Source organism: Priestia sp. ABM2_011 (assembly GCF_056158845.1).
The window spans coordinates 4,010,259-4,031,952 of the sequence record NZ_JBSWUB010000001.1 but is presented as its reverse complement, the minus strand read 5'-3'; the positions used below and the strand labels follow the sequence as shown (position 1 = coordinate 4,031,952).

Sequence of the window (21,694 nt, the reverse complement as noted above, 5' to 3'; positions counted from 1 at the left end):
AATTTACAAAGAAAAATAAAAACAGATATATACAAAATAAAAAAACGCTGTTAGAATGACAATCGTAGAAAGAGAGGAAATGCAAATGAGCGGTCGAAAAGATGAAGAATTAGAAGGTGTATCACTCCTTGGAAATCAAGGAACAAACTATTTGTTTGAATATTCACCAGAGATTCTAGAAGCATTTGATAACAAACATCCAAATCGTGATTATTTTGTGAAATTCAACTGTCCTGAATTTACGAGCTTATGTCCAAAAACGGGTCAGCCGGATTTCGCAACCATTTATATTAGTTACATTCCAGATGAAAAAATGGTGGAAAGCAAGTCGTTAAAGCTTTATTTGTTCAGCTTCCGTAACCATGGAGATTTCCATGAAGACTGTATGAATATTATTATGAATGACTTAATTAAACTGATGAATCCAAGGTATATTGAAGTATGGGGGAAATTCACACCACGCGGCGGAATTTCAATTGATCCATATACAAACTATGGCCGCCCTGGTACGAAGTATGAAGAAATGGCTAATTATCGCCTAATGAATCATGATTTATACCCAGAAACAATTGATAATCGTTAATTCGAACAAACAGGTTGTGTATGCAACCTGTTTTCCATTGCAAAAACAACAGATGAGAAGGTGAAAGAATGTCACAGAGATCAGCATTAGTATTAGGTGCAAGCGGACTTGTTGGTCAAGAACTTTTAAAAATGTTATTAAGCAACAGCTTATATAACGATGTGACAGTGTTTGTTCGAAAAAAGCTACCAATCGAACACACAAAGCTACGTCAGCTCGAAATTGATTTTTCAGAGCTTGATAAGCACGAAGAATGCTTTGCAGTTGATGATGTATATTGCTGTTTAGGCACGACAATGAAAAAAGCAAAAACAAAAGCGAAATTCATTAAAGTTGACTACGAATTTCCTTTAAAAGCGGCTAAATGTGCAGAAAAATATCGCTGCAAAAACTTTTTAACGATTACAGCAATTGGTGCTGATCTTCGTTCGCCATTCTTTTACAGTAAAGTAAAGGGGCAAGTAGAAGAAGATATCGCAAGCTTGTATATCCGTTCTACTCACTTTTTCCGCCCATCGTTATTATTAGGCAAGCGCCAAGAGTTTCGCCTATTTGAAAAGCTTGGGGGATACACGTTAAAGTCGTGTTCATTTTGCCTTGTAGGAAAGTGGAGAAAGTATCGTCCAATTAAAGCGTACAACGTAGCCAAATCCATGATGAAAGCTGCACTTGAAGATAAATGCGGTGTTCATGTACATGAAAGCCAAGATATCTATACAGGTGAATGCTATTATTCGTTTACCAACGGCAAGCGCGTGTTATCAAAATAAAGAAAAGCCTCTTCATATGAAGAGGCTTTTTTCTATCTTCCGTCAGCATCCGCGTTCCCATCGCCATCGCCATCACCATCGTGATCGTGATTAGAAGCAGATTCACTCCAGCTTGTGTAGGAGTTAGAATCTTCTTCGGCATAATTCATGGGTTCAACGGATGTTTTTTTATTTGAAGTTTGCTTGCGTTTAAAAACGAACTGCACGATGAAAAAAAGAATGACAATAAGTGCAACGATAAACAATACAGTATCAAACATGCTAGTAATTCCTTTCGGTAAGTAGGTAGTAGTAGCTTGTTCTTATTGTCACACGAAAATAAGACCCTTTCAAGAAAAAATGGGGCCTGTTTTTGTTTCTTTAAGGAAACTTTTTTTATCTTAGCCATATATTATTGTATGAAGAAACATTTTAGAAAAGAGGGAGTACAGTGAAAAAAAGTTCGAAGGATGTTAAGGTTCAACAGTATATTTACCTCATGTATAAGCTGGGAATTATTACAGAAGAACAAAAGAATCAATTCTTTCAAAACCACTAAAAAAGCAACCGTTTTTGCGTTCCGGTTGCTTTTTCCCTTTACATAGCTGGATTAATAATGGTGTAGTTTTTGTGGTTGACAACAGTTCGCTGTTCTAAGTCTAAATCGCGGTAGTTTGTCATGTAAGTCAAATCAACAATCACGGAGTTTTCATTTACTTTTTCGACAATGCCCTGTAAGCCATTTTTAAATTCTATCAAGTTTCCTACCTCTGCTATTTTCATAATTCATCGCTCCTTTGTTTTAAATTAGTTCATTATTATTTTTTAAATAGTTTTAATTTTAAAAATAGTAAAACTAGTTAGCGTTTTCTTTTTTACAATTTTGCCTTAAAACTGGGAATTAGTAAAGGGTTTTTTGAAAAAAATATAAAATAAAATTGAAAAAATAAGTAAAATGTGCTTTGAAATAAAAGGAATTGGTACCTTTAACGAAAGAGAGAAGCAGGACAGTTCCATCTTTGTTCATCTTTCGTTATAATAAACGAGGTATAATCTTGTCATAAATTATAAGAATTAGAAGGTGTAGAAATTGAAAGATACTGGACTCGTGCTCGAAGGAGGCGGTATGAGAGGCCTTTATACAACTGGAGTTTTAGATTACTTTATGGAAAGAAATCTGTACCTTCCGTATGTAATTGGCGTTTCAGCCGGCGCTTGTCATGCCACTTCTTATTTATCTAGACAAATAGGAAGAAGTCGCAAAGCTAATTTAGATTTTTTAGAGGATCCTCGCTACTTGTCGTGGAAAAATTATTTTAAAACAAAAGAGATATTTGGAATGGATTTCGTTTTTGATGAAATTCCTAATCAGCTTCTTCCATTTGACTTTGAGGCATTTGCTGAGCGTACAGAGAAGCTTGTAGTAGGAGCAACGGACTGCGTAACGGGAGAACCCGTTTATTTTGATGAGTATGACCGGGACATTTTGACAGCGGTTCGCGCTTCTAGTTCCCTTCCATTTTTAGCACCTGTCGTTACATATAAAGGAAAAGAGCTGTTAGACGGAGGAATCAGTGATCCGATTCCAATTAAAAAAGCAGTGCAGGATGGATATAGAAAAAATATTGTTGTGCTAACGCGAAACGAAGGATATCGAAAAAAGAAATCAAATATGCTTTGGTTATTGAAGCGCAAATATCGTCATTATGATGGGCTGACTCGTGCGCTTGAGAACCGCTATAAATTGTATAATGAAACATTGTCATATATTGAAGAGCAGGAAAGACAGGGAAATATCTTTGTGATTCGTCCGCAAACCCCTCTTGTAGTAGGGCGAATTGAGAAGAATCGTGAGCGTCTCGACGCTCTTTACAACCAAGGATATAAAGAAGCTGAAGCTCAATTTGTATCTCTCCAAAATTGGCTGAACAGTTAAAACGAGGTGAAACTGAATGGATGAACAAACAGCAATAAATATGTTAAATGAGTTAAGTGAAGGAAAAGTAACCGAAATTAAAGTTAAAAAAGAAGACTTTCTTGCTTTTCGCCCTTTTTTAGTAAATCGCCCTGATTTCAAACATTTTCGTGGAATAGCCGGACGCGGTGGCGATTTCACCTATACGTATCTAGAAATTCCTAGGAGCTAAACGAAATGATGGCATTATTTGATTATGCCTTATATAATGGATGTATGAGCCTGTACAGTAGAGAATATACTGTTACAAGTGCTTGTGCGTTTATTTAGCAACGTACGGTAAGAGCGAATAAACGTGTTTAGTTATAGGAGGGATATTATGGATGAGTTTCGAAAAAGTACAGCACCTTTTTATTTTGCAGATCATATATGGAAAGATAAAAATGGAATGACGACTTATGGGATGCTGTTAACGAACCGGCCCGAAGATGACGGGGACTATGACCTCCATTCGTTATTAGAAGAAGCATATGTAGATCATAAAAAAATTCTAATTACTACTGTTTACGACAACAGTGAACAGCAGTTGACCGGATACGTGATACATTTATCAGATGATCAAGACGTTTTTACGTTTATGGATGATACGGGTGCTAAACTAGTGATTGATTTCTATGATGTTGTAGAAATTGAGATCGAAGATTAAAAAGAGCTGAATGTTGATTACAACATTCAGCTCTTTTGTGTAAAAGTAGATGAATTTAAATGTTTATCATAAGAATTATAAGGGAAAAACGAATGAAGAAATTTCTGATTAAACTGAAATAAGGCGGGAAAATATACCTGTATTTTAGAAAAATTACCGTGATTATGACAAAAAATAAGGTACAATGTCATATTTGTGTTCCGAACGTAATTTTGTTCATCAAACTTAAAGAAATGTAATTGAATCGTTCGGTGAAACCCCCATATAGCTATGATAGAGTAATACCATACGAAATTTCAGGAGGTATTACCTATGAAACATAGTTATATGAAATCAATGGTAGTAGCTTGTTTAGCTACTCTTTCATTTATAGGTTTTAATGCAACAGCTACGGCTGCAACTAATTATAAAGTAGTCAAAGGCGATAGTCTTTGGAAGTTAGGTAAAAGATATAGTGTAACAATTGACGATATTAAAAAATTAAACAATCGTCAAGGAGATATGATTTATATTGGTGAAACATTAGCTATTCCGAGTAAGACAAAAGTGCTGGCTGCTGAAACAACGGAACCTTCAACGGCAGCACCTGCTAATACGGCTAAGCCAGAACCAAAACCAGAAGCCAAACCTGCGAACCAGGAAACACCTGCAGTTTCGATTTCGGCAAGCGAAAAAGATTTATTAGCTCGCTTAGTAGAAGCCGAAGCAAAAGGCGAATCGTATGAAGGAAAAGTAGGGGTAGCAACAGTAGTGTTAAACCGTGTAGATTCTCCGAAGTTTCCAGATACGGTAACAGGAGTTATTAAACAAGTTGTCGGAAAAGCATACGCTTTTTCACCGGTTCAAAACGGATCAATTAACAAACCTGCTTCAGAAGATTCGAAAAAAGCAGTAGAGCAAGCGTTGACTAGAAAAGATCGTTTAGACGATTCCATTTACTTTTATAATCCAAAAACAGCTACCGATAACTGGATTCGTTCACGTGCTGTAATTAAAACAATTGATCATCACGTGTTTGCTAAATAAAAAAGAGGCTGCAACAAAAGTATTTTAGACGAAGTGAAAAACGAACCATTGATCACATGTTGATCAATGGTTCGTTTTTTTTTGATGGTGAATATAGTTTTATCTGTCTCGTTCCTTCTAGCAGTTGATTGGGTTCATTTCGTTATGTGTCAACCTCTTTTTTTAGTCTAAAAAGATATCTCGTTCCAAACTGCCTTCAGAACCCGTTAAAACTAGACCAATATCGGTATCAGCTTCTAAGTTCTGAACGATGGTAAAAGGCACTTTATGTTGGTTAGCCACTTGAATATAAGGGGAGAGGTATGAATAAGACAAAGAGCCATTTAAAAACAAATGACCGTCTTTCACTTTTTTTAAAAGAGGCTTTATTTTTGCTGCATCCTTTTTCATGACTTGCCCTTTTTTTAGCGCAATTTCAATATTCTCACGTAGAGCAGTTAAGAAATATCTTCTTTCGTCTCTTTTTGTTTCCTTTGCTCCGTACATTCCTCGTTCTAAGTATTCTTCTAGTTGATCAGACATTATGTCACTTCCTTTCGTTATAAACTATAAACGATTATGGATATAAGTAAAAGGGACAGGAAAAAAGGAAAATCATTGTGCTATATCACCTGTTTTTTTGCTGAGTACAAAGAAAAACAAAAAATGTGTTGAAATTTAGCCTAAAATATTGTTTAATGTAAATAGATAGAAAATCATATCGGTTTTTTATTAAAGGTTTGTAAGCGATTACAGATATACATACATAGCAGCGTTTGGGGAGACGCTCCTATGATTTTATGTTCAAAGCGCATTGTATAAAAAGGGGATTATATAGCTTTAGGGCATATACGGTCAAGCAAAGGGTCAGATAAATTAATAAAAAATCGCTATGTATTTTCATAAGAAGAACGGTCAACATGTTTGTTGAGCGTTCTTTTTATGCGTTCCTATTATGTTTATTCCTCATTGCAGCAGCTGCTGAAAATTATAAAGGTACATTCCTCCTTTGCTCTCTCTTATTTTACATAAGTTACATGTAGTATGTTTCAAAGCCTTAAAAAATATATGGCTGTACGCTTGTTTGATCCTAACGAGGTGATAGAAAAAGAATATTTTTTAAGAAATCACAAAAAAAGAGGCGATTGCCTATGCAAGAAGTAGGTGAATAACATATGTAATAAAGAGAATGAAATATAATTTGAGGAGGCATGTATCATGCAAGAATTTGATATTAATGACATAAGAAGACCATTTGGTGGTTTTGGAGGCTTTGGCCGTCCAGGATTCGGTTTCGGTCGCCCGGGTTTTGGTTTCGGTCGTCCTGGTTTTGGCTTCGGCCGCCCGGGGTTCGGTTATGGCTTTGGTCGCCCTTGGGGTTGGGGCTTTGGAGCTCCATTTCTTGGAGGATTAGTTCTTGGAAGTGCATTAGGAGGTCCAGGTTATTACGGTTATCCAGCACCATATTATCCGCCGTACCCACCATATTATTATTATTAAAACAGTGAGCGCTGATAAAGCGCTCTTTTATTATGTCCAATTCAAGGTATATATAGAATGCATGCAAGACGCTACGTTTAGAAAATGATAACAGTTTTAAATAAGGAATGAACGCTTAAGCTAAAGGAGACAAGTTTTCCTTGCAACAATTGTTGATTTTGCTATAATAACTTCGGTGGCATTTTTGGTCACTGGGTGGGCGAGGGATAGATGAAAAGAAGGAAATTAGATTGAACGCATTATTTGAAAAGTTGTTTCGTTTAAACGACCACCAAACAACTGTCGGAAAAGAAAGCTTAGCTGGGGTCATTTCATTTCTTTCCATCGTGTATATTATTGCTGTTAATTCAACCATTTTGTCTGATGCTGGTATTCCGCTTGAAGCAGGAATATTCGCAACAGTGGCTTCGGCTTTTGTAGGCTGTGTTATTATGGCTTTTTGGGCAAATGCGCCTCTCATTCTGGTGCCAGGTATGGGGATTAATGCATTGTTTACGTATACGATGGTTCAATCAATGGGGTTATCTTGGCAAGAAGGGTTATTAGCAGTAGTGATATCCGGCTTTCTTTTTATAGCATTAGCTTTTTCACGACTGTCTGCCAAAATTGTTTCTTCGATTCCGCATTCGTTAAAAGAAGCGATAACAGTCGGTGTTGGCTTATTTTTAACATTTATCGGTTTGCAAAAAGGGAAGCTTGTAGTTCCAAGCGAAAACACTTTTGTAGCACTTGGAGACTTGTCAGATCCGTTTGTTATCAGTACGCTGTTGACGTTAATTATCACAATCGTACTGTTTATCCGAAATGTGAAAGGTAACTTTTTGTTAAGCATGATTGCTGGATCCGTCCTTGCCTTCTTACTTGGTGTAAGAAGCAGTGCAGAAAAAGGACATTCCGCTGGGAGCGTGAACGACTTTTTTAGCAGCTTTGGCACATTGTCTTTTGGAGCTATTGGAGACGTTGCGTTTTGGGCAGCTGTCTTTTCATTAACAATGGTATTGATTTTTGAAAATATCGGGTTGCTGCATGGTCAGCTAGGTATGATGAATCAAGATAGCAAATTTCCGCGGGCCTTTCAAGCAACAGCTGCCTCAGCGTTACTAAGCGGCGTGTTTGGAACAAGTCCAACGGTGTCTTCTGTAGAAGGAGCATCTGGTATTGCAGCTGGAGGGCGAACGGGTTTAACATCGCTGATTACAGGAGTTTTATTTTTAAGTTCACTTCTGTTTATTCCATTTATCAAGCTGGTTCCAGATAGTGCTATTGCACCTATTCTTATTGTTATTGGAGCACTAATGATTCAAAATATCAAAAACATCAATTTACAGGACTTAACAGAAGGTTTCCCTGCATTTTTAATTATTGCGCTTATTCCTCTTACGTACAGCATTGCTGATGGAATTGCATTTGGGTTCATTGCGTATCCACTGCTTAAATTATTCCTTGGTAAAATGCGTGAAGTATCGATGTTTATGTATGTAAGCGCGCTATTGTTTTTCTTGAATTTTGTGCTGCATTATATTGCTTAAAATAGACGGCTGAGTACTTTTGCTCAGCTGTTTTTTGTGTTTGCGGTAAAGAATCCTCTTTTTAGATATCATACTCCGTATTTCGTGTCCTTTGGTTAATCAGCCGCTTCTAAAATGATGTTTCCTGCGTAAAGTAGTACAGAAGTCGGAGGGGATATAAGGGGGAGAAAACGATGGGAATTAAATTAATTAAAATATCAGCCGTTTATTTTGGAATTGGCATCATATTGGGGTATTATATGTCAATTGTTCACAGCTACGCTTTGACGCCTGTTCACGTGCACATTAATTTATTAGGATGGACGTCGCTTACGTTAGCGGGACTTATTTATTATTTGTTTCCTGCGTTTAGCGAAAGTAAATTAGCTAAACTGCACGTATGGTTGCATAATATAGGATTACCGGTCATGATGATTGGTTTATTTCTCATGATCGTACTAGAAAACCAAGCTTTTACACCCCTAGTGGCAGTAGGAGCAACACTTACGGCTATTGGCGTTTTAATTTTCGTATATCACACCCTTAAAAATTTGAAACCTGAACGATAAACCAAGAAGGTCGTTGACGATGGCTGCTAATTTCAAAAGGAAAAAGAACCAGCTATAGCGAATATACATGTAAACAAGGTGAAAGTGCGATTTACATAAAGGTGTGCTAGGCATCTTTATAAGGAGGGGTAAGCTGCAGGAATTTCTAGCTCTTATAAAAGCCAATAAAAGGGCTGATTATAAGTTTCTTGCGGCGGAGATACTATGGGAGAACATCAACAATTAGTGCGTGTTAGGGAGCTAGCAAATGAAATTATTCGACTTCGTCTTCAAGACCGTACGACTTATGACGAATTAGAGTTGCAAAATAATGTAGAGTTGTTGTCTCGTTCTGTGGTTGACTTAGTAAACATTATGTTAGCCGAAGATGTGGATTCGTCTACGTCTTTAAAAGCTACAGCTTCTAAAATGAAAATGGTGTATAATAACATGCATCAAGCTGAGAAAAAAGATTATTTGCATTTCTAATTGCTAGGCTCCTTTTCGCCACAAACGAAATGGAGGTGTACGAGGCAGATGCTATCGTCACTAACGACTTCTGAAGCTATTGTAGCATCCGTTCTTGCACTGGTTGTCATTGCCGTTTCCATTATCTTTTTTGCCACTCTTATTATGGTTGTTGTTCGACGAGAAAGAATCAGCAGCTTGGTTAATCATGGAGAGCATGCAGATGGGAAGCAAAAAAGCTTAGGTGATTTTTTTCGTTCTTTACGAAAAAAATAACTACCGTTTTCTTATTAAATAGATAAAAGCGGTCAATTTAAACGTTGACCGCTTTTTTTAGATTGTTTGCTTATTTTTTTCTAAAACAATACGCGCTGCTTCACTAACAGATGACACAACAGCAGAGGCATGGCGCTGAACAGCTTCAGGAGCTGTAGCCATAGCGAAACTGTTCGGTGTTAATTGAAACATAGGAATATCATTAAATGAATCCCCCACACATGCAATTTCCTCTGGTTTTAGCTGAAGATGATTTAATAAAATTTCAATGGCATTTCCTTTGCTGATATGTTTAGGCATAATATCCAAACACTGCTTGGCAGAAATATATGTATCAATATAATCACCAAACTCTTCGTTCACTTCTTTTTGCAGAGCTACCATTTCATCATGATCTCCAAGAACCGTGATTTTAGATGGAGAAAGAGCGTGACCAAATGAATCTGTCATTTCAATTTGTTCTTCGATAGGGAAAAACATGTGAGTTTCAATTGCTTCAATAATTTCATTTCGCTGCTCTACATAATTCGTGTCGTTTGAACAGACAAGCGTAATACGGTTAGGATCTATCGTTTTTTTATAAAGTTGAACCGCTAAATCATCTTCAAACACTTTTCCATGAAGTTCTTGATTTTCTTTGGTCCACACAAATCCTCCGTTTTGGCTAATGCGATGAAATGTATTATTAATATCAGTAGAAATCTTTAAAATTTCCGTATCCATTCGTCCAGAAGCAAGACAAACCTCTACTCCTTGGCGCTGAAGTTCACTAAGTGCGTCTGCATTATGCTGTTCTACGTATTTTTCTTCGTGTAAAAGAGTTCCATCTAAGTCGCTTACAAATAATTTAATCATCTCTTGAAAATTCCTTTCCCTAAAAAAATTACCTTGATAAGAGTGTTACAAATTTATTACATTCCTTATTCTATCAGTGTTTCCCAAGAAACTCATAAAAAAAGCTCAAACCGGCGGTGAATTCAAAGAGATTAAGACATAACTACATCACTTTTTTTCGCAGGAGTCTTCGCCTTGCCCTCTAATCAACAGCTAGAAACAGCTACATGAAATCTAGTTCGCCATCATAATGAAAACAATCCGAACGGAGTTGATTCTCAATTAAGAATTAACTCCGTTCGAATCTTTCTTCAACTAAAATCCATTTGTCGCAGCCTTTTTTTTAGGTTTGTTCACTGTAAAAAAACAGCCGCGGTCTAAAAGACCGCAGCCATGTTTTACAATACGTTAAAATATTTCGCTTCAGGATGTGCAAAAACAAGGGCTGTAACAGAAGCTTCTGGTTCCATCATGAAACCGTCTGTTAACTGAATGCCGATGTCTTCAGGTTTAATTAATTTAAACAGTTTTGCTTGGTCTTCAAGGTCTGGACATGCGGGATATCCGAATGAAAAACGCTGACCTTGGTATTTGGCTGAAAAACGCTCCGCCATTGTAAAGTCAGGCGAATCGGGGAATCCCCAGCGGTCACGAATTTGCTGATGAACACGTTCTGCTAATCCTTCAGCTAGTTCAAGCGCAAGAGCTTGGAACACGTGACTCTTTAAAAACTCGCCGTTTTCTTTGAATTTCGCCGCGCGTTCGCGAATGCCTGTTCCTGCTGTTACAGAGAAGAAACATACATAGTCCATCTCTTTTTCTTTAGGTTTTGCAAAATCAGATAAGCACAGGAACTGTCCTTTTGCTTGTCGAGGGAAGGTAAAGCGTTCAATTTCTGTTTTTTCATCAGCAGGATCATAAATAATTAAATCATTTCCGTCTGCTTGAGCAGGGAAGAACTGATAAATAACCGCTGGTTTAATTAAGTTTTCTTTTAGTGCCAGTTCGAGAAGGTCATCAACGGTTTCTTTTAATTGAACAGCACGCTCGTCTTTTTCAGCAAGCAGCTTATTCACTTTTCCTTTTAGTCCTAAGTGATGGCCTAAAAGCATCTGCCAGTTAATATACGGAAGAACCTGTGCCAAATCGTAGTGTTTGACAACGTGGCGCTTTAAATCAGCCGGTACAAAAACAGGAACATCCGTTGAAATGGCGGATCTTTCTAAAACAGCCGTAGCTGCTTGAGCGGTTTGAGGCTGGCGTTCTCGAACCGTTACTTTCTTTTCTTGACGCGTTTTTAAATCTGCTAAAAGCTGAATAACTTCTTCTTTGTTCTGCAGCTTATTTGCTAACGCTAATCCGTCCATCGCATCTTTGGCGTAGAGGACGGCACCTTCATATTCCGGGGCAATTTTAAAGTCAGTAAATTTACGGGAAAGGGCAGCGCCTCCTACCATAATTGGAACATCAATGCTTGATTGCGTTAAATCTTGTGCAGTTAAAACCATTTGCTGAGCAGATTTTACTAAAAGACCTGACAGGCCAATGATGTCTGGCTTTTCGTCTTTTACTGCTTCAATCAGCTGCTGCGGCGTTACTTTAATTCCTAAATCAATGACTTTAAAACCATTGTTGCTTAAAATGATGTCTACTAAGTTTTTACCGATATCGTGCACGTCGCCTTTAACAGTTGCAAGAATCACTTTTCCTTTTCCAGAATCATTTTCAGTTGCTTCCATATGAGGTTCTAAAAAGGCAACGGATGCTTTCATAACTTCCGCACTTTGAAGCACTTCTGCTACAATCAGCTGGTTGTCATTAAACAAACGTCCGACTTCCGCCATCCCCTTCATAAGCGGTCCGTTAATAATATCTAACGGATCATCATATTGAGCTAAAGCCTGTTCTAAATCAGGAAGCAATCCTTCTTTTGTACCTTCGACAATATACATTGCCAATCGTTCTTCAAGTGTTAACGTAGAAATTTCTACTTTTGCTTCTTTCTTTTTATCACGATAAAAGTCTGTAAACGTGCTTAGCGTTTCATCAGTTGTGTTAAATAATAACGCATTAGCAAGCTCAATTTCAGCTTCTGGAATAGAAGCATAGCGCTCTAATTTTTCTGTATTAACAATGGCATAATCGAGTCCAGCCTGCGTACAGTGATAAAGGTAAACCGCATTTAGTACTTCACGTCCGACTGGAGGAAGACCGAATGACACGTTACTTACGCCAAGAATGGTCAGGCAATCAGGCAGGGCTTCTTTAATCATTTTAATTCCCTTAACTGTTTCTTCAGCAGAACCAATATATTGTTCATCACCAGTCCCTACAGGAAACACAAGAGGGTCAAAAATAATATCTTTTGGATTAAAGCCATGTTTTTTAACAAGCAAATCATGTGAGCGTTTAGCAATCTCTACTTTTCTTTCTGCAGTAACGGCCATGCCTGTTTCATCGATTGTACCGACAACCAGAGCTGCACCGAATTTTTTTACTAGCGGCAAGATTGCATCAAAACGCTCTTCACCATCTTCTAAGTTAATGGAGTTGATAATGACCTTACCTTGCGAGTACGTTAAAGCTTTTTCAATAACTTTCTCGTCAGTTGAATCGATTACAAGAGGAACCTTCACTTTTTTTACAACTTCTTGAATAAATTCCTCCATGTCTTCCATTTCTTCACGGTCTGGATCTGCTAAGCAAATATCAATAACGTGAGCACCATTTTTAACTTGAGCACGCGCAATTTCAGATGCTTCTTCAATTTTCCCTTCCGCAATCAGACGCTTGAACTTGCGAGAACCGATTACATTCGTACGTTCTCCCACAAAAAGAGGGCGCATAGAATCGTCATATACAAGCGGTTCAATACCGGTTACAGCATGATTATGCTCGGAGCGATCAAGCGAACGAGGCGCAACCTCTTTTACTGCTTCAGCAAGTGCTTTAATATGAGCAGGCGTTGTACCACAGCATCCGCCTACAAAGTTCAGCCAGCCTTTATCAGCAAATCCTTTAATTTTTTGAGCCAGCAGCTCAGGGGACTCATGATAATTGCCTTCTTCATCCGGAAGTCCAGCGTTTGGATAACAGCTAACAGCTGAAGTGGCTAGGTCTGAAAGAGAGCGAATATGATCCGTCATAAATTCAGGACCTGTCGCGCAGTTAAGTCCGACTGAAAGAGGCTTCATGTGTTCCAGTGATAAGTAAAAAGATTCGATATCTTGACCAGCGAGAGTTGTTCCCATTGGCTCAATCGTTCCTGAAATCATAATTGGAACTTCTATTTTCAGTTTTTCAAACGCCGCTGTAATGCCTAAAAACGCAGCTTTTACGTTCAGCATGTCTTGACAGGTTTCGACTAGAAGTAAGTCAACGCCGCCGTCTAACAAACCCCGAGCTTGCTCTTCGTACGATTCTACTAACTCAGGGAATGTAATACCTCCCGTAACAGAGAGAGTTTTAGTGGTAGGACCGATAGCTCCAGCTACGAACCTAGGCCATTCGGGAGTTGAATATTTATCGCGAGCTGCACAAGCAAGCTTCACAGCTTCGATATTCAATTCATACGCCAAGTGGCCTAAATCATATTCATCAAGTACGGTAGATGTTGAGCCAAACGTATTGGTTTCAATGATGTCAGCACCCGCTGCAAAGTACTCTTCATGAATGCGCTGAATCACATGAGGCGCTGTTCGGGTCAAATATTCGTTGCAGCCTTCATATTCTTCGCCGCCAAAATCTTCAGCGGTTAAATCAGCATCTTGAATCATCGTTCCCATTGCTCCATCGATGACGAGTATTCGCTTCTTTAGTTGTTGTTCGATAAGTGAGCTCATTTATATCTTCCTTTCTGATGTAACGAGTTGCTTGTCATGAATATAGCGTGTTAGAATTTCGGTCATTTCATAGCGCATAAACGGCGTAATTAAGTAAATACCGTCGAATAGCTCATATGCTGTATCAATTAAGTTTTTTGCAATCGCAAGGCCTTCGACTTCACCGCGAATCCGGTCATTTCCCGTTGCGTCCATACGTTCTAGAATATCTTCTGATAATTTAATTCCAGGTACTTCATGGTGAATAAATCGAGCATTTCTTGCGCTTGTTAACGGCATGATCCCGATGTATACCGGTGTTGTTAAATGTTTGGTTGCTTCATATACCTCTTCAATTTGCTTAGTTGAATAGAGAGGCTGAGTAATGAAATAGTGAGCCCCGCAGTCGATTTTCTTTTCCAAGCGCTGAACGGCTCGGTCTAAGTGACGCACGTTTGGGTTAAAGGCAGCTGCAATGGAAAAATTGGTTTTTTGACCAAGCGGTTTGCCGGAATAAGATAGTCCTTCATTAAACTGAGCGATTAAACTAATCAAGTCAAATGAAGATAAATCATAGACCGAAGTGGCGCCAGGGAAATCGCCAACTTTTGACGGATCACCGGTAATTGCAAGCACTTGATTCATTCCTAGCGTATGAAGTCCCATTAAATGAGATTGAAGTCCAATTAAATTTCGGTCGCGACAGGTAATATGAATAAGCGGTCGTGCTTTTGTTTCTTGTTGCATCAGTGTTGCCATTGCCAAGTTGCTGATGCGAGGTGAGGCAAGAGAATTATCAGCTAATGTAATAGCATCTACGCCGACTTTATCAAGTGCTTTTGCGCCTTCTAAAAATTTCGTCGGACCAAGCTGTTTAGGCGGATCCAGCTCGACGATAACCGAGCGGCGCTTCTTCACAATTTCGTGCATATGAGGTTTATCCTGCTGCTCACGCTCTTGAACCGTAACGGCTGGTCTCATTTTAACGACTTTGCTTGTAATCGGAGGCAGGTCTTTTAAGGCAGACGACATGGCGCGTACGTGAGCTGGTGTTGTACCGCAGCATCCTCCGATTAAGCGAACCCCTTGTTCGCGGAATAAACGCGCGCTTTCTACAAAGTAGTCTTCATTCGTTTCATATTCCAGCTTGCCTTCCACATACGCCGGAAGGCTGGCATTAGGGTAAGCAGATAAGAAAGCACGATCAGGAAGCGGTACTTCTTCAAGAGACTGAATCATATGATAAGGACCTAAACGGCAGTTTAGCCCGACAACGTCTGCTCCTAAGTCTTCTAATTCTTTTAATGCATCTGCTAAAGGACGCCCATCTTGCAGTACGCCAATATCATGCAGGGAAACGTGAGTAATAATAGGCTTATCCGTTTCTTTTCTTGCTAGTGTAAGAACAGTCTTTAATTCTTCGAAATCATAGTATGTTTCAAATAAAAGGCCATCCACGCCTTCATTTAAAAGCCAAAACATTTGTTCACGAATGCTTCGCTTAACCTCTTCTAAACTAATAGCATTTTTTTGGAAAGAACGAATTCCGCCGAGTGTACCAACCACGTAAGCCTGATCTTTTGCAGCTTGTTTCGCTAATTTTACACCAGCAACATTGATGTCTTTGACTGAATCTTCTAATCCATAACGGGCAAGTTTTTGATAATTAGCAGCGTACGTATTTGTTTGAATAACGTTTGCACCAGCTTCTACATAGGCTCTGTGAATACGAGAAACCTCTTCTGGTTTGGTGATGTTTAGTTCTTCAAAACAGCTGTCAATACCGTGTGAGTAAAGGAGGGTACCAGTGGCACCATCCCCAATTAAAATTTTAGACTTTAAATCTTCAAGTAACCCCATGTCAAAACCTCCTTAAATTGTTCCGCTTCTATTTCACGAGTGATTCGTTTTATGCAATATGCCGATAAAATAGAAAAAGTCTTCTTAAGAAGAAGACTTTTTTCGCCTTCTTATCTTCCAAGCAATAAATTGCTTGCTGGATTTAGCACCATGTCTCTAACGACTGGTTGCTGAGGTTTCAAAGGGCCAGTCCCTCCACCTCTCATGATAAGAATCAATTGTATATAATTGAAACATATTTTTTTAAATAGAAAGAATACTTATTTAATAATTTATCTGATTTTTAGAAATTATACAACAGTAAATTGTGAATTTCCAGCAAATATTGAGGAAAATTTAAAAGCTAAAGGGAAAATATCCGTATATTTTGTTTGAAAACTGCCGTTATGTTAAGGGATAAAGGGTTTTCATGAAAAAAACAAGAAGGAAATAAAAAAACGAAAAAGGAACAGCACCGGGTGAGGCGAGGATTTACATATAAAAGGCTCGTCTTTTTTTAACCGTTTCTACATATAGTGAACTATGAAGGGTAGAAGGGTGATGGGCATGAAAAGGTGGAAACTCACGCTGCAGGTTGCTGCTACGTATGTAGGCACCGTTGTAGGAGCCGGTTTTGCAACAGGCAAGGAAATTGTTCAATTTTTTACACAGTACGGGGAACTTGGAATGGTTGGAATTTTGGTCAGCGGCTTGTTTTTTATTTGGCTAGGTTCGAAAATGATGCTGCTTTCGCACGCAATTGGGGCTTCTTCTTATCAGCAGCTTAATACATATTTATTTGGTGATGTACTTGGAAAAGCGGTAAACGGTGTAATGATCGTCATTTTATTTGGAGTAACTTCAGTCATGCTAGCGAGTACGGGGGCAATAGGAAAAGAACAGTTCGGGCTGTGGCCTCCTGTTGGGATGATTTGTACAATTGTTTTAACTTATATATTTATCGCAAGAGGAATTAACGGTATTTTAATGGTTAATTCTCTTGTTGTGCCGATGATGCTTTCATTTGCTTTTATCATCTTTGTGCCAAATGTCAGCTATTTCTCACTGATTCAAACGAAGCCAGACTTAACGCTCGTCACACAGTGGAAGTGGGCGGTTAGTCCCTTTTTATATATTTCCCTAAATCTAGCTTTGGCTCAGGCCGTTTTAGTTCCATTAGGAAGCTCCGTGAAAGATAAGAGCGTGATCAAAAAAGGGGCCGTAATAGGAGGATGTGTACTTACGTTTATGCTTGTTTCTACTCATCTTGCCCTTTCCAATTTGCCTTATTCATTTCAACTTGATATTCCGATGAGTGCCGTTGTTAAAAATATCTCAGCGTGGGTGAATGTTTTATTTACGGTAGTTGTGTTAGGTGAGATTTTTACTACATTGATTGGAAATGTATTTGGAATCGCTAAACAGCTTCAATCATTTCTTCCCCTGAATGACAAACAAGCTTTTGCGTTTATTATCTTGGCATGCTTTATTATCGGGCAATTTGGATATGCTCAGCTTCTTGAGTTTTTGTATCCGATATTTGGCTATATTGGACTAGCTTTTGTATGGATGCTATGTATTAAAAAAGAAAAAATAAGCTAAAAGCTGGATTTTGCAGAACAGATGTGAAAAACGAAGTTAAATGATGTGACAAGTCGATTTTACTTTGCTATAATGTAAAACAAATAAGACTCTAGCAGTCGAATATATTATCCTTCGGGGTCGGGTGTAAGTCCCAACCGGCGGTGATAAAGCATATGCTTTTAAGCCCGTGACCCGTTTTCATACGATGTATGTTAGCGGTGGATCTAGTTAAAATCTAGAGCCGACAGTAAAAGTCTGGATGGGAGAAGGATCAGGAAGCACAGTTGTTTTTTTGTGTTGTATTAATAAGGGACAGGTTTGCCTTTTTTAAAGCTACCCTTGTTTTTGTACACAAAACATAACTGTTTATTTCGTATACAATTAGCGGAATTTTGCATAGATAAAACTGATTCAGCTCAGCCGACCCCTTGGACATTTGTTCAAGGGGCTTTTTTATTTTCAGTGGTTGGGGGAAAGATAAATATGAAAAAAAAGCAGCTGCTATTTCAAAACGGCATAAGAAGTTGGAATAGCGCCAAAGCAGGTGAAGAAAATGTTCACAGGTATTATTGAAGAAATTGGAAAAATAAAACGGATTCAAAAGGCTACAGAAGCAATTGTTCTTACGATTGATGCGAAGACCGTGTTAGAAGATGTGAACTTAGGGGACAGTATTTCAGTTAACGGCGTTTGTTTAACCGTAACGGCTTACTCTCAAAATGAATTTACGGTCGACGTCATGCCGGAGACGATTAAAGCAAGTACCCTGCAGCTTCTAACCGTTGGATCACGTGTTAACTTAGAACGGGCGATGGCTGCAAATGGCCGGTTTGGAGGGCATTTCGTCAGCGGACACGTTGATGGAATTGGAACCATTGTAAGCAAAACACGTAAAGGAAATGCCTTTTATTATGAAATTCAAGTGGATCCTGAACTTCGTGAATTTATGATGTTAAAAGGATCTGTTTCTGTAGACGGAACAAGTCTTACTATTTTTGATGTCAGCAATCAATCATTTACTATTTCTCTTATTCCTCATACGGTGCTTCACACAGTCGTGGGAGACAAACAGCGAGGAGACAAGGTGAATATTGAATGCGATATGTTAGCTAAATATATGCATCAGATGATGGCTAACAAGTCAACTCCTGGCGCCTCGAATCGGTCAGGTAATATGAAGGATTTATTGCAGCAGCATGGTTTTACAAATTAACAGTGGGGTGAAAGAGATGTTTCATAAAGTAGAAGAAGCCATTGAAGAGTTAAAAAAGGGAAAAGTGGTTATTGTATGCGACGATGAAGATCGAGAAAATGAAGGAGATTTTATTGCATTAGCCGAAAAAACGACGCCTGAGGTTATTAACTTTATGGCTACTCATGGAAGAGGATTAATTTGTACACCTGTTAATGAAGAAATTGCGCATAAATTGAATCTTCACCCGATGGTAGTGAACAATACGGATGTACATGGAACAGCATTTACAGTAAGTATTGATCATATTTCAAGTACAACAGGTATCAGTGCGTACGAACGTTCTGCTACCGTTATGGCTCTTGTAAATGAAGCAACGGTAGCAAGTGATTTCCAACGACCAGGACACATTTTTCCGTTGATTGCAAAAGACGGGGGCGTTCTGCAGCGTGCGGGTCATACAGAGGCCGCTGTTGATTTAGCCGTGTTAGCAGGAGGAAAGCCTGCGGGTGTTATTTGTGAAATCATGAATGAAGATGGAACAATGGCACGCGTACCGGATTTAACAAAGATTGCAGAGCAATTTGATTTAAAAATGATTACAATAAAAGATTTGATTGCCTACCGCCGCAAACATGACCAGCTGATTAGCCGTGAAGTAGAAGTAAGCTTACCTACGGCATTTGGTGATTTTAAGGCTGTAGGATATACAAATAAACTTGATAATAAAGAACATGTGGCTCTTATCAAGGGTGATATCGATCATAATAGCCCCGTTCTCGTGCGGGTTCACTCCGAGTGCTTGACTGGAGATGTGTTTGGCTCTGAGCGCTGTGACTGCGGTCCTCAGCTTCACGCAGCTCTTACGCAAATTGAAGAAGAAGGACGCGGCATTCTGCTGTATATGCGTCAAGAGGGCAGAGGTATTGGCTTATTAAATAAGCTAAGAGCATATAAGCTGCAGGAAGAAGGATACGATACCGTAGAAGCGAATGAAAAACTCGGGTTTGCTGCGGATTTACGAGAGTATGGAATCGGTGCTCAAATCTTAAAGGACCTTGGAGTCAAACAAATGAAGCTTTTAACGAACAATCCTCGCAAAATTACTGGGCTAAAAGGCTACGACCTTGAAGTGGTAGAGAGAGTGCCTCTTCAAATGCCGGCAGTGGATGCCAATAAAAAATACTTAGATACCAAAGCTAAAAAACTAGGTCATTTATTACATTTATAAGTTTACACTTTTTTTCGTTATAACAAATGAAGCTAATTCATGAAAAGAAATGTAAATAACTATATATTACTACTAGCAGGAGGAACAAGAGATGAATCATTTATATGAAGGAAATTTAGTTGGCACAGGATTAAAAATCGGAATCGTGGTAGGGCGTTTTAATGAATTTATTACGGGGCGTTTACTTAGTGGAGCAGAAGATGCGCTTAAACGTCACGGCGTAGCTGATGAAGATGTAGACGTGGCTTGGGTACCGGGCGCTTATGAAATTCCATTAATCGCTAAAAAATTAGCTGAATCTAAAAAATATGACGCGGTTATTACGCTAGGAACGGTTATTCGAGGAGCTACTCCACACTTTGATTTTGTATGTAATGAAGTAGCAAAAGGCGTTGCATCTCAAAGCTTACAAACAGGCGTACCAATTATCTTTGGTGTATTAACAACTGAAACAATTGAGCAAGCAATTGAACGTGCAGGAACAAAAGCAGGAAACAAAGGATGGGAAGCTGCAGCATCAGCTATCGAAATGGCTAACCTTTCAAAAATGATTGAAGGATAATAGAGGTCATTCCAGTTTTTGTAAACTAAAGAGTTAAAAGAGGCTGAAACAAAAGTATGGTAGTTGAAAGAAGATCCGAACGATGAATCGTTCGGATTTTTTCATGGTTAGGGTTACATTACAACGTAGGTTTCCTGTATGTAGGCTTCTAACTGTTGAGTGGAGAGCAGGGCGAAGGCTCCTGTAGGGAAAGCGAAGACTTGCAGGGAAATCACCTGCAGTGCAGCAAGCGATCCATACTATCTCATGTATCCGATTTGTTCGCCTTTAGATTGGATTGATGTAGTATGTCTCAATCTCTTTTGAATAGCAGCTAGCTATGTATAATTTAGCTAAAACGTCTTACTCTAAGTAATAATTAGGTCGTAAAAGGGAGACGTCTATGCCTCATTATACTGCTTTTTTTGCATTGATTATTATCAGCACAGCCGTTTTGCTTACAGTATTCATACGTAAAAAAGATAAAAGGCTAGTCGTTTTGCTTTTTTTTATCATTGGAATGGCTTATGTACTAGAGTATGTTGTATTTGTGTTGTTTGAAAGTTACGAGTACGATCCTGATTTTATGACCAATGAATATTTTGATAATTTGTTTGGGTCCTTAACTTCTCAAACGTTTGCTTTTCCAATCATGGCTATGGTGGTAGCTGCTTATCAATTAAAATTCCGCTATATTTTAATCATTTCGGCTATGTTTATGGGGATTGAAGAATTATTTTTACACTGGGATATTTATACACATCACTGGTGGAAAACAATTTATACAGGCGTTTTAATGACTATAGGCTTTAGTATTTCAAAGATTTGGTATGTATGGCTAACAGAACGGTATATGACATTTGTGCATTACGCTACATTTTTTCTGGGAATGCTCGCCATTACTTCTACTATTATGTTTCTGCTGTTAGCATACTTTCATAATAATTGGTTTTATACGGGATGGTTTGCGTCGGCTACTCATGATTCCGTAAATGCAACGATGATTTATGTTTGTATTGTTACGATTCTCCTCGTTTGGAGTGTAGTCAAAGAATTTTTTATTGGAGCTGGGATCATTATAGCGGGGCTGCGTATAGTAGATATTTTACTAATTCACTATGGGATTTTACTGGTATCTATTACCACTTCACTTGTTCTTTTTACGCTTTTACAAGCGGGTGTATTCATTCTGAGCGTTATGCTTCAAAACTTTATTATGAAAAATTGTTATGGGACGAGCAAAAAAGACGTTGCGTTTCCAGCAAAGAACTACTAAGATAATACGTAACTCAAATAGTTTAGTTCAATAATATTTGAAACAAAGAAAAATGAATTGACGGTTATGCGTATTATTTGTAAGATAGGAAAGCAAATAATAGAAAGCCGAAACAGGG

The 21,694-nt window shown here is 38.4% G+C and carries 22 protein-coding genes and 2 riboswitches; of the genes, 16 read left to right on the top strand and 6 right to left on the bottom strand.

Annotated elements, in window-relative coordinates; translation table 11 throughout:
* Positions 1–85: 85 nt before the first annotated feature.
* Complete coding sequence (gene queF / locus ACXAE4_RS21450; protein ID WP_013055985.1) at positions 86–583, top strand: preQ(1) synthase; 498 nt, start codon at positions 86–88, stop codon at positions 581–583.
* A gap of 68 nt (positions 584–651) precedes the next feature.
* Positions 652–1,353, top strand: a complete 702-nt coding sequence (locus ACXAE4_RS21445) for an NAD(P)H-binding protein (RefSeq protein WP_045292792.1) — start codon at positions 652–654, stop codon at positions 1,351–1,353.
* Positions 1,354–1,385: 32 nt separating this feature from the next.
* Here the strand turns inward: ACXAE4_RS21445 and ACXAE4_RS21440 are convergent, their stop codons facing one another.
* Positions 1,386–1,613: a hypothetical protein gene (locus tag ACXAE4_RS21440; RefSeq protein WP_034268205.1), complete on the bottom strand. Its 228-nt coding sequence runs from the start codon at positions 1,611–1,613 to the stop codon at positions 1,386–1,388.
* A 316-nt stretch (positions 1,614–1,929) separates the two neighbouring features.
* Positions 1,930–2,115, bottom strand: a complete 186-nt coding sequence (locus ACXAE4_RS21435; protein WP_013055988.1) for a YkvS family protein — start codon at positions 2,113–2,115, stop codon at positions 1,930–1,932.
* Positions 2,116–2,422: 307 nt separating this feature from the next.
* Here ACXAE4_RS21435 and ACXAE4_RS21430 point away from each other — a divergent pair, with 307 nt between their 5' ends.
* From ACXAE4_RS21430 to ACXAE4_RS21415, 4 genes are all read left to right on the top strand, one after another.
* The gene (locus ACXAE4_RS21430) at positions 2,423–3,268 is read left to right on the top strand and encodes a patatin-like phospholipase family protein (protein WP_013082246.1); all 846 of its coding nucleotides are present in this window, start codon (positions 2,423–2,425) and stop codon (positions 3,266–3,268) included.
* A 16-nt stretch (positions 3,269–3,284) separates the two neighbouring features.
* Entirely contained in the window at positions 3,285–3,479 is a 195-nt protein-coding gene (locus ACXAE4_RS21425) for a hypothetical protein (protein WP_013055990.1), read from the top strand.
* Positions 3,480–3,626: 147 nt separating this feature from the next.
* A complete protein-coding gene (locus tag ACXAE4_RS21420; RefSeq protein WP_013082248.1) occupies positions 3,627–3,953 on the top strand; it encodes a hypothetical protein in 327 nt (108 codons plus the stop codon).
* Positions 3,954–4,265: 312 nt separating this feature from the next.
* Positions 4,266–4,979, top strand: coding sequence for a cell wall hydrolase (locus tag ACXAE4_RS21415; RefSeq protein WP_165635670.1), 714 nt, complete (start codon positions 4,266–4,268; stop codon positions 4,977–4,979).
* A gap of 162 nt (positions 4,980–5,141) precedes the next feature.
* Here the strand turns inward: ACXAE4_RS21415 and ACXAE4_RS21410 are convergent, their stop codons facing one another.
* Positions 5,142–5,501, bottom strand: a complete 360-nt coding sequence (locus ACXAE4_RS21410; RefSeq protein WP_033578386.1) for a YueI family protein — start codon at positions 5,499–5,501, stop codon at positions 5,142–5,144.
* A 675-nt stretch (positions 5,502–6,176) separates the two neighbouring features.
* On the opposite strand from ACXAE4_RS21410, the gene ACXAE4_RS21405 reads away from it, so the two are divergent.
* The 5 genes from ACXAE4_RS21405 (at position 6,177) to ACXAE4_RS21385 (ending at position 9,258) form a co-directional block, all read left to right on the top strand.
* The gene (locus ACXAE4_RS21405; protein WP_033578387.1) at positions 6,177–6,458 is read left to right on the top strand and encodes a hypothetical protein; all 282 of its coding nucleotides are present in this window, start codon (positions 6,177–6,179) and stop codon (positions 6,456–6,458) included.
* Between the two features lie 230 nt (positions 6,459–6,688).
* On the top strand, positions 6,689–7,987 hold the full coding sequence (locus ACXAE4_RS21400; protein WP_028414142.1) for an NCS2 family permease: 1,299 nt from the start codon (positions 6,689–6,691) through the stop codon (positions 7,985–7,987).
* Positions 7,988–8,160: 173 nt separating this feature from the next.
* The gene (locus tag ACXAE4_RS21395) at positions 8,161–8,535 is read left to right on the top strand and encodes a cytochrome-c oxidase (RefSeq protein ID WP_099000146.1); all 375 of its coding nucleotides are present in this window, start codon (positions 8,161–8,163) and stop codon (positions 8,533–8,535) included.
* A 204-nt stretch (positions 8,536–8,739) separates the two neighbouring features.
* The gene (locus ACXAE4_RS21390; RefSeq protein WP_013055998.1) at positions 8,740–9,003 is read left to right on the top strand and encodes a hypothetical protein; all 264 of its coding nucleotides are present in this window, start codon (positions 8,740–8,742) and stop codon (positions 9,001–9,003) included.
* A 48-nt stretch (positions 9,004–9,051) separates the two neighbouring features.
* Positions 9,052–9,258: a hypothetical protein gene (locus ACXAE4_RS21385; RefSeq protein WP_014461041.1), complete on the top strand. Its 207-nt coding sequence runs from the start codon at positions 9,052–9,054 to the stop codon at positions 9,256–9,258.
* A 57-nt stretch (positions 9,259–9,315) separates the two neighbouring features.
* On the opposite strand, the gene ACXAE4_RS21380 is transcribed toward ACXAE4_RS21385, so the two are convergent.
* The 3 genes from ACXAE4_RS21380 to ACXAE4_RS21370 all read right to left on the bottom strand — a co-directional run bounded on the left by ACXAE4_RS21380 (position 9,316) and on the right by ACXAE4_RS21370 (position 15,773).
* Positions 9,316–10,113, bottom strand: a complete 798-nt coding sequence (locus ACXAE4_RS21380) for a Cof-type HAD-IIB family hydrolase (protein ID WP_028414140.1) — start codon at positions 10,111–10,113, stop codon at positions 9,316–9,318.
* A gap of 377 nt (positions 10,114–10,490) precedes the next feature.
* Positions 10,491–13,934 (bottom strand): methionine synthase, encoded by a 3,444-nt coding sequence (metH, locus tag ACXAE4_RS21375; RefSeq protein WP_098112874.1) that lies wholly within the window; start codon positions 13,932–13,934, stop codon positions 10,491–10,493.
* On the bottom strand, positions 13,935–15,773 hold the full coding sequence (locus ACXAE4_RS21370; protein WP_014461038.1) for a bifunctional homocysteine S-methyltransferase/methylenetetrahydrofolate reductase: 1,839 nt from the start codon (positions 15,771–15,773) through the stop codon (positions 13,935–13,937).
* Between the two features lie 107 nt (positions 15,774–15,880).
* A riboswitch (SAM riboswitch) is annotated at positions 15,881–15,987 on the bottom strand.
* A 332-nt stretch (positions 15,988–16,319) separates the two neighbouring features.
* On the opposite strand from ACXAE4_RS21370, the gene ACXAE4_RS21365 reads away from it, so the two are divergent.
* The 5 genes from ACXAE4_RS21365 to ACXAE4_RS21345 all read left to right on the top strand — a co-directional run bounded on the left by ACXAE4_RS21365 (position 16,320) and on the right by ACXAE4_RS21345 (position 21,576).
* Positions 16,320–17,354 carry a YkvI family membrane protein gene (locus ACXAE4_RS21365; RefSeq protein WP_223546455.1) on the top strand — a complete coding sequence of 345 codons (1,035 nt, stop codon included), beginning with the start codon at positions 16,320–16,322 and terminating at the stop codon, positions 17,352–17,354.
* Between the two features lie 106 nt (positions 17,355–17,460).
* Positions 17,461–17,611, top strand: a riboswitch (FMN riboswitch).
* Positions 17,612–17,889: 278 nt separating this feature from the next.
* Entirely contained in the window at positions 17,890–18,549 is a 660-nt protein-coding gene (ribE, locus tag ACXAE4_RS21360) for a riboflavin synthase (protein WP_028414136.1), read from the top strand.
* A gap of 16 nt (positions 18,550–18,565) precedes the next feature.
* On the top strand, positions 18,566–19,759 hold the full coding sequence (locus ACXAE4_RS21355) for a bifunctional 3,4-dihydroxy-2-butanone-4-phosphate synthase/GTP cyclohydrolase II (protein ID WP_028414135.1): 1,194 nt from the start codon (positions 18,566–18,568) through the stop codon (positions 19,757–19,759).
* A gap of 91 nt (positions 19,760–19,850) precedes the next feature.
* The gene (gene ribH, locus ACXAE4_RS21350; RefSeq protein ID WP_013056007.1) at positions 19,851–20,321 is read left to right on the top strand and encodes a 6,7-dimethyl-8-ribityllumazine synthase; all 471 of its coding nucleotides are present in this window, start codon (positions 19,851–19,853) and stop codon (positions 20,319–20,321) included.
* 382 nt (positions 20,322–20,703) lie between these two features.
* Positions 20,704–21,576, top strand: coding sequence for a hypothetical protein (locus ACXAE4_RS21345; RefSeq protein ID WP_165635675.1), 873 nt, complete (start codon positions 20,704–20,706; stop codon positions 21,574–21,576).
* Positions 21,577–21,694: the final 118 nt, after the last annotated feature.